12 protein-coding genes are annotated in these 12958 nt (G+C 58.6%); 6 read left to right on the forward strand and 6 right to left on the reverse strand.

From position 1 onward, the window contains the following. The first annotated feature begins 62 nt into the window (after nucleotides 1-62). Nucleotides 63-527 carry an Lrp/AsnC family transcriptional regulator gene (locus tag ACR0DH_RS12190; RefSeq protein WP_353007826.1) on the forward strand — a complete coding sequence of 155 codons (465 nt, stop codon included), beginning with the start codon at nucleotides 63-65 and terminating at the stop codon, nucleotides 525-527. A 19-nt stretch (nucleotides 528-546) separates the two neighbouring features. Then, nucleotides 547-2427, forward strand: a complete 1881-nt coding sequence (locus ACR0DH_RS12195; protein WP_480548985.1) for a cation:proton antiporter domain-containing protein — start codon at nucleotides 547-549, stop codon at nucleotides 2425-2427. A 28-nt stretch (nucleotides 2428-2455) separates the two neighbouring features. Here ACR0DH_RS12195 and cobT read toward each other — a convergent pair whose 3' ends face one another. Further along, nucleotides 2456-3466 (reverse strand): nicotinate-nucleotide--dimethylbenzimidazole phosphoribosyltransferase, encoded by a 1011-nt coding sequence (gene cobT / locus ACR0DH_RS12200; RefSeq protein ID WP_480548983.1) that lies wholly within the window; start codon nucleotides 3464-3466, stop codon nucleotides 2456-2458. 78 nt (nucleotides 3467-3544) lie between these two features. Here cobT and cobS point away from each other — a divergent pair, with 78 nt between their 5' ends. Beyond that, entirely contained in the window at nucleotides 3545-4309 is a 765-nt protein-coding gene (cobS, locus tag ACR0DH_RS12205) for an adenosylcobinamide-GDP ribazoletransferase (protein WP_480548981.1), read from the forward strand. Nucleotides 4310-4650: 341 nt separating this feature from the next. On the opposite strand, the gene ACR0DH_RS12210 is transcribed toward cobS, so the two are convergent. From ACR0DH_RS12210 to ACR0DH_RS12230, 5 genes are all read right to left on the reverse strand, one after another. Next, nucleotides 4651-5166, reverse strand: coding sequence for a CarD family transcriptional regulator (locus ACR0DH_RS12210; protein ID WP_480548979.1), 516 nt, complete (start codon nucleotides 5164-5166; stop codon nucleotides 4651-4653). 283 nt (nucleotides 5167-5449) lie between these two features. Then, nucleotides 5450-5788, reverse strand: a complete 339-nt coding sequence (gene fdxA / locus ACR0DH_RS12215; RefSeq protein WP_480548977.1) for a ferredoxin FdxA — start codon at nucleotides 5786-5788, stop codon at nucleotides 5450-5452. A 65-nt stretch (nucleotides 5789-5853) separates the two neighbouring features. Continuing rightward, a complete protein-coding gene (locus tag ACR0DH_RS12220) occupies nucleotides 5854-6219 on the reverse strand; it encodes an RNA-binding S4 domain-containing protein (protein ID WP_480548975.1) in 366 nt (121 codons plus the stop codon). A 6-nt stretch (nucleotides 6220-6225) separates the two neighbouring features. Continuing rightward, on the reverse strand, nucleotides 6226-9036 hold the full coding sequence (locus ACR0DH_RS12225; RefSeq protein ID WP_480548973.1) for a helicase-related protein: 2811 nt from the start codon (nucleotides 9034-9036) through the stop codon (nucleotides 6226-6228). A gap of 22 nt (nucleotides 9037-9058) precedes the next feature. Continuing rightward, a complete protein-coding gene (locus ACR0DH_RS12230) occupies nucleotides 9059-9628 on the reverse strand; it encodes a tetratricopeptide repeat protein (RefSeq protein WP_480548971.1) in 570 nt (189 codons plus the stop codon). A gap of 69 nt (nucleotides 9629-9697) precedes the next feature. Here ACR0DH_RS12230 and ACR0DH_RS12235 point away from each other — a divergent pair, with 69 nt between their 5' ends. From ACR0DH_RS12235 to ACR0DH_RS12245, 3 genes are all read left to right on the forward strand, one after another. Continuing rightward, complete coding sequence (locus ACR0DH_RS12235) at nucleotides 9698-9988, forward strand: SCP2 sterol-binding domain-containing protein (protein WP_480548969.1); 291 nt, start codon at nucleotides 9698-9700, stop codon at nucleotides 9986-9988. Continuing rightward, nucleotides 9988-10935 carry an alpha/beta hydrolase gene (locus ACR0DH_RS12240; RefSeq protein WP_480548967.1) on the forward strand — a complete coding sequence of 316 codons (948 nt, stop codon included), beginning with the start codon at nucleotides 9988-9990 and terminating at the stop codon, nucleotides 10933-10935. The genes ACR0DH_RS12235 and ACR0DH_RS12240 overlap by 1 nt, the downstream gene beginning before the upstream one ends. 103 nt (nucleotides 10936-11038) lie before the next feature. Next, nucleotides 11039-12859, forward strand: a complete 1821-nt coding sequence (locus tag ACR0DH_RS12245; RefSeq protein WP_480548965.1) for a M3 family oligoendopeptidase — start codon at nucleotides 11039-11041, stop codon at nucleotides 12857-12859. Nucleotides 12860-12958: the final 99 nt, after the last annotated feature.

A 12958-nucleotide genomic window follows, 5' to 3' on the forward strand; every position in this document is an offset into this window, starting at 1 on the left:
GTTTTCAGATAAACTATGTTCATACGCGCAAAACACGCGCGATTTGGAAATAATACGGTGAAATGCCGCAAGCACTGGATCATATCGATATCGGATTGTTGGCCGCGCTCCAGCGCGATGCGCATCTGACCGCCCAACAACTGGGCGAAGTACTAAACCTGTCTGCAAGTCAGGCCGGTCGCCGCCGCCAACGGCTGGAGGCCGAAGGTTACATCACCGGCTATACCGCACGGCTGGATCCGTTGAAACTGGGCCTGCAAGTCCAGGGTTTTGTTCAGGTTCACCTCGGCACGCATGGGCCGGATCAATCGGCCAGCTTTGCCCGTTTGGTGGATGCCCGTCCCGAAATCACCAGCGCCTGGACGATGACCGGAGAGGCGGATTACCTGTTGCATGTCTATTGCGACGATCTATCTGCGCTCAACAGCTTGCTTCATCAGGTGATCCTGCCGCATCCTGCGGTTGCACGGGTTCAAAGCCAGATCGTGATGGACCAATTGAAACGCGACGCCCCCCTGCCGACCTGAGCAGGCAACGAGGACACAAATGGACGATTTCCTATACCAGGCATCTATATATCTCGCCGCTGCGGTGATTGCCGTTCCGTTATCGGCGCGTCTGGGATTGGGATCGGTTCTGGGATATCTGGCCGCCGGTCTTATCATCGGTCCGGTTCTAGGCCTTGTTGGGGCTGAAACCGAAGATCTACAGCATGTGGCCGAATTCGGTGTGGTCATGATGCTGTTCCTGATCGGGTTGGAGCTGGAACCGCGCGCCCTTTGGGATATGCGGGACAGGTTGTTGGGACTGGGCGGATTGCAGGTTCTACTGTCCACCGCAGTGATTGCGGGCGTGGCGATTTATGCCAGCCACCCCTGGACCGTGGCGCTCGCCGTTGGCCTGACCCTATGTCTGTCTTCAACCGCGATAGTACTGCAGACCCTGTCTGAAAAGGGACTGATGCAAACAAATGGCGGGCGCGCGACCTTCTCGGTGCTGTTGACGCAGGATATCGCGGTAATCCCGATCCTTGCGATGTTGCCCTTGCTGGCGCTGCCCGCCATCCCTCATATCGAGGCCGACGGGTCAATTGATCGCGGCGCAGGGGATCACCTGCACGACGCGCATCACAGCTTGTCCCTGGTCGATGGTTTGCCCGGCTGGGCCGTCACATTGGTGACGATCGGCGCCATTGCGTTTGTCATTCTGGCCGGTGTCTACCTGACCCGCCCGCTGTTCCGCTTTATCCACGCCTCGCGCCTGCGCGAGATGTATACCGCGCTGGCCCTGATGATCGTGGTTGGCATTTCCTTCCTGATGACACTGGTTGGCCTGTCACCCGCTCTGGGCGCATTTCTGGCGGGTGTTGTGCTGGCCAGCTCGGAATTCCGGCATGAGATGGAAAGCGACCTTGAGCCTTTCAAAGGCCTGTTTCTGGGCCTTTTCTTCATCACAGTCGGGGCTGGGATAGACGTTGGTTATTTCTTCAACGATCCGTTTGACCTGATCGGTCTTGCATTGCTGGTGATCTTCGCCAAGGGTGTCATCCTCTATATTGTAGGCAAAGCCTTCAAGCTGAAGGGCCGTGATCACTGGTTGTTCACCCTTGGTTTGGCACAAGCGGGTGAGTTCGGTTTTGTCCTTCTGGCCTTTTCACGGCAACAGAATGTGATCCCTCAGGACCTGGCGCAAAAACTGCTTATGATCATCGCGTTGACGATGCTGATCACCCCCCTCCTGTTTATCATCTACGATCTGCTGTCGCGGAAACTGGGCGAGACAACAACCGCGATAGAACCGGATGAGATCGACGAAAAAGGCCCGGTGATCATTGCGGGCATTGGACGGTTCGGTCAGATCGTGAATCGTCTTGTGGTGGCCAGCGGGTTCAAGACCATCGTTCTGGACCACGATATCGAGACGATCCAACTGATGCGTCGGTTTGGCGTCAAAGGCTTTCTGGGCGACCCAACCCGGCCCGAGCTTTTGCGCGCAGCGGGGCTGGATAAGGCGTCGGTTCTGGTTGCTGCGATGGATGATCGAAAGACGGTGACGCGACTGGTCGGATTTGCCCGCCGCCAACGCCCGGACCTGCACATCATCGCCCGCGCCCATGACCGGACCCATGTGTACGAGCTGTATCAGGCTGGGGCCAACGACATCGTGCGTGAGATGTTCGACAGTTCACTTCGCGCTGGTCGATACGTATTGGAAAACATCGGGCTCAGCGAATACGAAGCCGCGCAGGCGGAACAGACCTTCTATCATCACGACCGGGCATCTGTGCGCGAACTGGCCGAGCTGTGGGTGCCTGGCATGCCCACGGCGGAGAACAAGAAATACATCGAACGGGCGCAGTCTTTGGAGAAAGATCTAGAGACCGCGCTTCTGGAACTGGCCGAGGAACACGCCAAAAAATCTGCCTGATCGGGTGCTGCCCGAACAGGCGATCAGGTCATCCGTCTGCCACGCCCGCCTCAGCAAAGGTGGCCATGCCGGAATGGCAGGCCACAGCGCTTTTCAGGATGTTAATGGCCAGCGCCCCGCCAGACCCCTCGCCCAGTCGCAGGCCAAGGTTCAGCAACGGCTCTTTGCCCAGTTTCGAAAGCATCGCCCCATGCGCACCCTCGGCACTTTGATGGCCTGCGACCGCATGGTCTAACGCCGCGACAGATACACGCGCGAGACAGGCAGCTGCGGAAGTGCAGATAAACCCGTCCAGAATGACAGGGATGCGCAATACGCGGGCGGCAGCAATCGCACCGGCCATCGCGGCAATCTCACGTCCACCGAGACAGCGCAGAACCTCCAGCCCATCGTCGGTGGCGTGGCGCGCAACGCCTTCGGCCACAACGCGGGTTTTGTTGGCAAGACCCGCATCGTCGACACCGGTGCCGCGTCCGGTCCAATCGGCAGCCTCTCCACCGAATAGCGCGCAGGCGATGGCCGCAGCGGGGGTGGTGTTGCCGATCCCCATCTCACCGACCACCAGCAGGTCGGCTTGTGGGTCGACCGCGTTCCAACCGGTTTTCAGCGCGCTCAGAAGTTCGACCTCGCTCATGGCCGGGCCTTGTGTAAAATCTGCGGTCGGGCGCTCTAAGTCCAGCGCATGGACATCCATCTTTGCCCCGGCCGCCTTGGCCAGTTGATTGATCGCGGCCCCTCCATGTTCGAAATTCATAACCATCTGCACGGTCACTTCAGGCGGAAAGGCCGACACGCCTTGCGCCGTGACCCCGTGGTTGCCTGCAAACACAATGACTTGAGGCTGTTCGATCTGAGGACGCGCATCGCCGCGCCAGGACGCGTACCAGATCGCCAGATCCTCAAGCCGCCCCAACGCACCCGGAGGTTTGGTCAGCTGGCCATTGCGCGTGGCGGCGCCGTCTGCGGCCGCTATGTCCGGACCAGGCGCGTTGATCAACGCATCGCGGAACGTGTTCAAATCATTCAGTTCTGGCAGCATCAAAGCCTCATTGCATCAGAGTGGTCCTGCGTGTTTAACCGAAGCTGAGAGACCAACAAGACCCTGAAAGGCGCGGGAGTGCATAAAAACGACACCAATCCAGTTTCTGCGTGGGATATCCCTCTGGCGCTGGTTCTTCTGACGCGCCTGCCCTTGCTCCGTCTGCCGGATCATGTCTTTGCCCGTCAAGCGCGTGCGGTCTGGGCTTTTCCAGTGGTTGGACTTGTCGTCGGGGGGCTGGCCTGCGCGGTGGGCTGGGTCTTGCTGGCGCTGTCCGTGTCCCCATTCATTTCCGCTGTTCTGGTTGTTGGGGCCCTGATCATGGCGACCGGCGCAATGCATGAAGACGGTTTGGCCGACACGTTTGACGGGCTTTGGGGCGGATTCACACCCGAGCGCCGGCTGGAAATCATGAAGGACAGCCATATCGGGACATATGGCGTTTTGGCCTTGATCTGCGCGCAGCTGATCCGCATCTCAGCGATTGCTGCGCTTTTGTCCGCCGGGGCGTTTTGGGCGATCCTTGCGGCCTGCATATCGTCCCGCGCTATGATGCCGCTTCTGATGGCAGCCTTGCCCAATGCACGGCAATCGGGCCTAAGCCATTCGGTCGGCACACCAAATGAGATGACCGTCACCCTGTCGTTAGGTCTGGCAATCGTGATCGGCCTGCTGCTGGCTGGAACGCAGTTTTTGTTGCCTGCGATTTGCGCTGCGGTCGTTGTTTTTGGCCTTTGCCTTTTGGCCAAGAAGAAGATCGGCGGCCAGACCGGCGACATTCTTGGTGCGTCTCAGCAACTGGCCGAGATTACATTCTTGGTCGCAATCAGCGCCCAGCTGTAAACATCAGACCCGCCTGCGCCTTTGGCAAACATGCCCAATCAGCAGGTAGAGCGCAGGGACAAGGGTAAGTACCGCTGCTGATCCCCACACCAATCCCGCTTGCTGCAAAAGTACCTGACCGGCTGCGGGGTCGTAGCACCGGCCCAGTTCGTTGAAGCAATCACGCCACTTGAAGTACCTGGAATAATAGGCCGCCCAAAACAGACCGGACAGGGCAAGCAAAGCGCATCCTATGATTATCCTGATCACGACCGGTTCCTAAGCCATTGGCCAAAGCCCAACCTAAATAGAAAAAGCCGCCCTGAAGTCAGAGCGGCTTTGAGAATTTAGCTTAAGTACATTCAGGCAGCGGCAGCGCGCGAGGTCAGAACCTCATCCACCTGCTTCGCCGCCGACAGCTCACCTGCGCCCGATACAGCCGCAACTTCCCGGGTCAGGCGCTCCAGTGCGGCTTCGTAGAGCTGACGCTCGGAATAGCTCTGCTCGCGCTGATCGTCGGTGCGGTGCAGGTCACGAACCACTTCGGCGATCGAGACCAGATCGCCCGAGTTGATCTTTTGTTCATATTCCTGCGCCCGGCGCGACCACATGGCGCGTTTTACCTTGGCCTTACCCTTCAGCGTTTTCATCGCCTGGCTGATCACGTCCGGCGAGCTGAGCGAACGCAGCCCGGATTCGGTGACCTTGTTTGTCGGCACCCGCAGAGTCATCTTGTCTTTCTCGAATGAGATGACAAACAGCTCAAGCGAATAGCCCGCGACTTCCTGTTCCTCGATCGAGATGATCTGGCCCACGCCATGGGCGGGGTAGACAACATAGTCGTTGGGGCGGAACTCAAGCTTTTTCGACTTTGTCATTCAGTGTATTCCTTGGTTTTGGACCGGTAAGCAGACGACAAAACACCACAAGCGGGGACTGTTTCAGCCCCGACAGGCGGCATATTTGTCATAAATTCAGAACTCCAAAGCGAGCATACTTACGGAGTGCATCCCGATCTCAGTCATCATGTAAGGAGGGAGTATATCACAAAAATGCGACACCCGAAAGTTTACCTAAGGTAAAATCGCAATATTCGCCCTGATTTCAGAGAATTACCACGCCGCATTGAAGAGCATCGTCCCAGGTCAGGCGGCGAATCGCTTATCCGCCCTCGCCGGGCTCTTCGGAGAAGTATTTCTCCATCTTGCCTTCTTCGCCGTCCCGCTCCTCTGCTTCGGGCAGAGGATCCTTCTTGGTCACGATCACGGGCCAGACTTCAGAGAACTTGCGGTTAAACTCGACCCATGTCTCCATCCCCGGCTCGGTGTCTGGGCGAATGGCATCGGCGGGGCATTCGGGTTCGCACACGCCGCAATCGATGCATTCATCGGGATGAATGACCAGCGCATTCTCACCTTCGTAAAAACAGTCCACCGGGCACACTTCGACACAGTCGGTGTATTTGCAGGCGATGCAGTTTTCGGTGACGACATAAGTCATTGCTGAGTTCCCGTATGATCTTTGGCGATTAGCTAATTCAGACTGGCCTTATCTTCAAGGTCAGATCAGTCATCGAGCTTGCGAGAAAGATCAATTGCCCGCCGATCTTTCTTGGTTGGACGACCTTTTCCCTCGAAACCGGGATCTGTGGGCCGTACCTCCTGTTTCGGGGTCAAATCCGAATACAGCGTTTGTGCCTCTGAGGCCGGACCACGCCTATTACCCAGCGCCTCAACCTTGACGACCCGAACAGTGCGCGCCTGTGGGAAGGTCAAAACATCGCCGGGCCCCACCGCTTGGGCAGGTTTCAGAACCCGGTTTCCATTCAGTCGCACATGGCCACCGCTGACCTGCTTGGCCGCCAGGCTGCGGGTCTTGAAGAATCGCGCCTGCCAGAGCCATTTGTCGATCCGCAGCTTGGCCTGATCCATGACGGATCAGTTGCCGTCCTTCAAACCCATCAGCGCTGCTGCAAACGGGTTGTCGGGGTCGATTGCCTTTTCCTTCTTCGGAGGCCGAGACGAGAAGGACTTTGCGCCCTGCGGCTTGCCACCCTTTTTGCCTTGCGGCTTGCGACCGTCCTGAGGTTTGCCACGCGGCTTGCCTTTGCCCTGCCCCTGCTCGCGGCGCGGGCCGCGATTTTGCTGACGCTGACGGCCCCAAGTGAAGGTGTAGAACACCTCGACCTCGGGTTCGTCATTTGCGGGTTCTGCGGCCGGAGCCTCGGCTGCCGCCTCGGGGCTTGTCGTGGCCTCGGCTGACGCCTCCGCGGGCGCGGTGACCTCATCGGTCGAAGCCTCGACAGCCGGGGTTTCTTCGGCGGCGGGTTGTTCTGCCGCTTGAGTCGCAGGTGCCTCGGCCGGAGCGGCTTTGACCTTTTCACGCTCGCTGCGCTCGGCCTTGTAGCCCAACCCCTGCATCAGGTCCGCGAACTGTTCGAGCGTCATGCCCGTGATCGACAGCATGTCAGGCTTGGCTTCAAAGCCGCCCCGGCTGTCCTCAGCACGAAGCATATCGGCGAGACGTTCCAGCATGTCGATCCGGATCGATCGCTCGCCCGCATCGCGGTAGCCACACATTGTGTCATAGCCCTGCGGCGCGTCCTTGGCGACCGGCACGGTGACCAGCCCCGGAGGCGGCGCTTCGGGGAATTCCTGCAGACCACTGGAAAGCGCCCAGAGAACCAAGCGCAGGCGCGTCGGCGCAGGTTTCAGCAGCAGCGGCATGAAGATGGTAAACTGACCAAAACGGATGCCGTGCTTGCGTAGGGCGCCACGAGCGTCCTGGTCCAGATCCTTGACCTCTTGCGCGACATGCGCGCGGGGTAGCACGCCCAGCGCCTCGACCATTCGGAAAGCAAAGCCTTTGGCCAGACCGGACAGTTCCTCGTCCCGCGACAGGTTCAACAGCGGTTCGAACAGTGCGGCCACTTTGCGGTCGATGAAGTGCTGCAGGCGGCGCTGCACCTTCTGTTCGACGTCCGGACCTGCGGCCTCATCCACAAAAACCTCGACCATCGGCTTGAGAGGCTCGGCCCCGGCAACCAGTTTGCCGACGGCATATTCGCCCCACATCAGGCCGCCCTGATCAGTGAAATCAATTTCGGTATCGGGTGCATTGTAGAAGCGATCGGCACGCAGATGGAATTGCGGCGCGAGGGCTTGCAGTGAGGCCGATTTCAAGGCTTTCGCCTCGGCCCCCTGCGCAGCCTTGTCCGGAGAAAACCGGAACCCTTCCAGACGACCGACGAATTCGCCTTCGACGGTCACTTCACCCTTGTCATTTACTTCGGCCAAAAGGGCCTCCTTCTGTTTGAGCCGGCGCAGCAACACGGATGTGCGCCGGTCCACAAATCTTTGAGTCAAACGTTCGTGAAGAGCGTCTGACAGCCTGTCTTCTACAGTGCGCGTCTCGTCCCGCCAATGCGATTCGTCACGCATCCAGCCGTTTCGTTGCGCAACATAAGTCCAGGTGCGAATATACGCCAACCTTTTGGAAAGAGCATCGATATCGCCATCTGTCCGGTCGATACGTCGCACCTGCCGGGCCATGAAATCATCGGGGATAGACCCGCGCTCGTGCAGGTGGCCAAAGATCACGTCGAGCAAACCTGCATGTTCGGCGTGACTGATCCCCCGAAAATCGGGAATACGGCACACATCCCATAGCAAACGGACCGATGGCCCATCGCTGGCACGCGCCATAACCTCGGTCACTTGTGACAGGGATTTCAGGGCACGCAGGTCATCAGCCGGACGCGCCTTAACCAGGTTTTCGCCCTGCGGACTGACCTCAAGCGCGTCGATCAGCGCCTCAATCGAGCCAAAACGGAGGGCAGCATTCCGCCAGTTCAGCTTTTTCATCGGCGTAAACCGGCTGTCCATGATCGCCTGCGCCACGCCTTCGTCCAGCGGCGCTGCTTCACCCGTCACACCGAAAGTGCCATCTGACATGCCGCGCCCTGCCCGGCCTGCGATCTGTGCTAATTCATTCGGCGCGAGCGGGCGCATCCGGCGGCCATCGAATTTGGACAGGGACGAGAACGCCACATGGTTCACATCCAGGTTCAACCCCATCCCGATGGCATCGGTCGCGACCAGATAGTCAACCTCACCATTCTGATAGAGATCGACCTGTGCATTGCGCGTGCGCGGGCTAAGCGCCCCCATAACCACGGCAGCGCCGCCCTTTTGACGGCGCAATAGTTCAGCAATGGCATAGACATTGTCGACCGAGAATCCGACGATGGCGCTGCGCGCGGGCATCCGGCTGATTTTTTTTGAACCGGTATATACCAACTGCGACATCCGCTCGCGCCTAACAAACTGCGCCTCGGAGACCAGCGCAGCGATCGGGCCGCGCATAGTGTCCGAGCCCAGAAAGAGGGTCTCATGGGTTCCACGGGATCGCAGCAACCGATCTGTAAAAACGTGACCGCGTTCCGGATCAGCGCAAAGCTGGATTTCATCGATGGCAACAAAATCAGCCCCCATCCCCTCGGGCATCGCTTCGACCGTACAGACCCAATATTGGGTGCGGGGCGGCACAATCCGTTCTTCGCCCGTGACCAGAGCCACAACAGACGGGCCGCGAATTGCGACGATCTTGTCATAGACCTCGCGTGCGAGCAGACGTAGCGGCAGGCCGATGACGCCCGTTCGATGCCCCAGCATGCGTTCAATTGCGTAATGGGTTTTGCCTGTATTCGTCGGGCCAAGTACGGCCACTACCCGGGATGACCCGCTCACCTGTGCCCCCTGCCCCAGTGTCTCAGAGAGATGAGCCCTCGACCTGAGGCTTTAGTCGATTCACCGCATTGGTTACTTCTTCGTGATGGGGATGTATAGCCAGCGCGCGCTGATAGGCATCGAATGCACGCTCGGGCTTGCCCACAACCTCAAAGATCAGACCGAGCCCATAGATAGCATCGTAGTTATTGGGGTTCAGGGTCAGCGCATATTCCAAATCGGCTGCGGCCATGCCGAACCGTTCCTGTCCAAAAAAGGCCGACGCTCGCACATGCCAGCCCTCGGCGAAATCAGGGGCGTGATCTGTCAGGGCTGTCAGATGCTCAATGGCGGTTTCGACATCCCCATCATCCAATGCCTCTCGCCCGCGCTCTAACAGCAGATCCGCCGAGGCCGAACCGGATTGCGACCAAAGCGCCTGAAGCTGACGATCCAAACCAATTGCCTGCTGCGGTGTTGATTGCGCCAGTTGCTGTAACAACTGAGTCTCATCCCGGGAATCAGCCTCTTGCGCGACGCAAGTTCCGGAAATCATGACTAGCAGCGCGATTGCCGCAACGATACCTTTGAGATTGTTTGTTGCAATGCCCATAACAATGCTCAGTGTAGCGTTGCGACCGGGGATGTCCATTCACGGCGCACAAACAAAATGAGGAGCACCATGAGCGACACTTTGGAAGCAGCCGTATCCGCGCTGAATGAAAAACTGGCGGGTGGCGACTTTGACGCCTCGGCCAAATTTGCAATTGCCGATCTGGGCGCAATCATTCTCGATTCGGACGGTGCGCGCATCAGCGATGACGAAGCAGACGTCACCCTAAGCGCCGATGCCGATACGTTTCAGGAGATTCTCAGCGGCGCGCTGAACCCCACGGGCGCATTCATGTCCGGCAAGCTGAGCGTAGATGGTGACATGGGCGTCGCCATGAAGCTCGCCTCGGTGCTGGCCTGATGAAACTGTCGCCGGCCCCCTTTTTCGAAGATGTGGCCGGCGGTCCCGCCGGTGGTGCGGCTCATTGGTTGCAGACGACGGACGGGCCCCGCATTCGCATGGGCCATTGGCGGCCTCAGGGCGATGCAAACGGCACGGTGTTTGTGTTTCCGGGCCGCACCGAATATATTGAAAAATATGGCAGCACAGCCGCAGAATTTGCCCAACGCGGGTTTTCAATGCTGGCCGTAGACTGGCGCGGTCAGGGCTTGGCAGATCGGCTGCTGGACAACCCACGCATTGGCCATGTGGACCGTTTTCCTGATTATCAGCATGATGTGCGGGCCGTGATTGATCTGGCCACGCAGCTTGACCTGCCGAAACCCTGGTATGTTATCGGGCATTCGATGGGTGGGGCCATCGGGTTTCGCGCGGTTGTCGAGCAGGGATGCTTTGCCGCCTGTGCCTTCACCGGCCCGATGTGGGGCATCTTCTTCACCCCTGTCATGAAACCGCTCAGCCGTCTGACGGCCTATTGGGGCACTGCGCTTGGCCTCGGCGAACGGACGCCGCCGACAACCTCATTGGAAAGCTATGTGCTGTCGCAACCATTTCAGGACAATGTGCTGACCCGCGATCCTGCGATGTTCAAGATGATGCAGGATCAGTTGACCGCACATCCCGATCTGTCACTTGGCGCCCCGTCCAATCGGTGGCTGCGCGAGGCATTAACAGAATGCGCCTGGCTGATGGATCAGCCTGCCCCTGATACGCCTTGCCTGACCTTCCTGGGCAGCCACGAACAAATCGTGGACCGCAAGGCGATCCGCGCCCGAATGGCAAACTGGCCGAACGGTACGCTGGTTGAGATCCCCGATGGTGAACACGAAGTGCTGATGGAAGCGCCTGATGTGCGTGGTCCGGTGCTGGATCAGCTGGCGGCTCATTTTCTGTCACACCAATCGTAGGGCGCAACTTGGGCCGAGTTGAGCCCCAGTACGCCAACTGTCCGCTTGTGATCCCGGCGCGGCAGCCCTAGATGTTTGCCAAAGCAGTTTCAAAAGGTGATCTATGCGCGACCTTCCCTTTCCCGTCCGTGATGCAAACGCTGTCGGTGGCACCGACAACCTGGGCAACCTGCCGGAATGGGATCTGAGCGACCTTTATGCCTCAGAAGAAGCGCCTGAACTGGCGCGTGATCTGGATTGGCTGGACGGCGAATGCGCCTCTTTCGCGTCAGACTACGAAGGCAAGCTGGCCGATCTGGATGCCGATGGCCTGCTCACCTGCGTGTTGCGCAATGAAAAGATCAACGCAATTGCCGGGCGGATCATGTCATTCGCCGGTCTGCGCTACTACCAACTGACCACCGATGCAGATCGTGCCAAATTCCTGTCGGACATGCAGGAAAAGATCACTATCTTCACCACCCCACTGGTGTTTTTCACGCTCGAACTCAACCGCATCGACGATGATGTGCTCAAAGCGCATTTCGCAGCCAATGCTGATCTGGCGCGGTACGAGCCGGTCTTCCGTCGCATCCGTGCGATGAAGCCTTATCAACTCTCTGATGAGTTGGAAAAATTCCTGCACGATCTGGGCGTTGTTGGCGATGCCTGGGAACGCCTGTTCGACGAGACCATTGCGGGTCTGACCTTTGACATTGACGGCGAAGAGCTTAACATAGAAGGCGCCCTGAACCTTTTAACCGAGCAGGACCGCAGCAAACGCGAAGCTGCGGCGCGCGAACTGGCATCAGTGTTTCAGGACAACATCAAAACCTTCGCCCGTGTGCACAACACGCAAGCCAAGGAAAAGGAAATCGTCGACCGCTGGCGCAATATGCCGACTGCGCAGACCGGACGTCACCTGTCGAACGATGTTGAACCCGAAGTGGTCGAGGCCCTGCGCGAGGCAGTCGTGGCCGCCTATCCCAAGCTGAGCCATCGGTATTATGAACTGAAACGCAAATGGCTGGGGCTGGACGTTATGCAGGTCTGGGACCGCAACGCGCCCCTGCCGATGGAAGACACACGCATCGTTGGCTGGGATGAGGCCGAACAGACAGTGATGGACGCCTACAATGCGTTCGATCCGCGTATGGGAGAGATCGCGGCGCCCTTCTTCTCAAAAGGTTGGATTGATGCAGCGGTAAAGCCCGGCAAAGCGCCGGGTGCGTTTGCGCACCCCACCGTGACCGACGTGCATCCTTACGTGATGCTTAACTATCTGGGTAAGCCGCGCGATGTGATGACTCTGGCGCATGAACTGGGCCACGGCGTGCATCAGGTGCTGGCCGCTGATCAGGGCGAGATGCTCTCATCCACGCCGCTGACACTGGCCGAAACCGCATCGGTCTTTGGAGAAATGCTGACCTTCCGCAAGATGCTGGATCAGGCAGAGACTCCGGAACAGCGCAAGGTGCTGCTGGCCGGTAAGGTCGAAGATATGATCAACACGGTCGTCCGCCAGATCGCGTTCTACGACTTCGAATGCAAACTGCACGCCGCACGCCGCGAGGGCGAATTGACCCCCGATGACATCAACGCCCTGTGGATGAGCGTTCAGGCCGAAAGCCTTGGTTCCGCGTTTGAATTCATGGACGGATATGAGACCTTCTGGGCCTACATCCCGCACTTCGTGCACTCCCCCTTCTATGTCTACGCCTATGCCTTTGGCGACGGCCTCGTGAATGCGCTGTATTCCGTTTATGAGAGCGGCGCCGAGGGGTTCGAGGACAAGTATTTCGAAATGCTGCGCGCTGGTGGTTCGAAACACCACAAGGACCTGCTCGCCCCGTTTGGACTGGACGCCAGCGACCCGAAATTCTGGGACAAGGGCCTATCGATGATCTCGGGCTTTATTGACGAGTTGGAAGCGATGGAAAGCTGAATCAGGACAGGCCAATAATCGCTTTGTCCGCTTCGCGGACAAAGCTGTCTTTGACTTTCCAAATGATTGCAACGTTAACTCGTCGCCAATCGTCTGCCA

The sequence above is a fragment of the Ruegeria sp. I1 genome, from assembly GCF_056532675.1.

Coding starts and splice junctions, on each gene's coding strand:
- ACR0DH_RS12190 (WP_353007826.1), top strand. CDS start 63: ATGCCGCAAGCACTGGATCATATCGATATCGGATTGTTGGCCGCGCTC.
- ACR0DH_RS12195 (WP_480548985.1), top strand. CDS start 547: ATGGACGATTTCCTATACCAGGCATCTATATATCTCGCCGCTGCGGTG.
- cobT (WP_480548983.1), bottom strand. CDS start 3,466: ATGCTGCCAGAACTGAATGATTTGAACACGTTCCGCGATGCGTTGATC.
- ACR0DH_RS12210 (WP_480548979.1), bottom strand. CDS start 5,166: ATGACAAAGTCGAAAAAGCTTGAGTTCCGCCCCAACGACTATGTTGTC.
- fdxA (WP_480548977.1), bottom strand. CDS start 5,788: ATGACTTATGTCGTCACCGAAAACTGCATCGCCTGCAAATACACCGAC.
- ACR0DH_RS12220 (WP_480548975.1), bottom strand. CDS start 6,219: ATGGATCAGGCCAAGCTGCGGATCGACAAATGGCTCTGGCAGGCGCGA.
- ACR0DH_RS12230 (WP_480548971.1), bottom strand. CDS start 9,628: ATGGGCATTGCAACAAACAATCTCAAAGGTATCGTTGCGGCAATCGCG.
- ACR0DH_RS12235 (WP_480548969.1), top strand. CDS start 9,698: ATGAGCGACACTTTGGAAGCAGCCGTATCCGCGCTGAATGAAAAACTG.
- ACR0DH_RS12240 (WP_480548967.1), top strand. CDS start 9,988: ATGAAACTGTCGCCGGCCCCCTTTTTCGAAGATGTGGCCGGCGGTCCC.
- ACR0DH_RS12245 (WP_480548965.1), top strand. CDS start 11,039: ATGCGCGACCTTCCCTTTCCCGTCCGTGATGCAAACGCTGTCGGTGGC.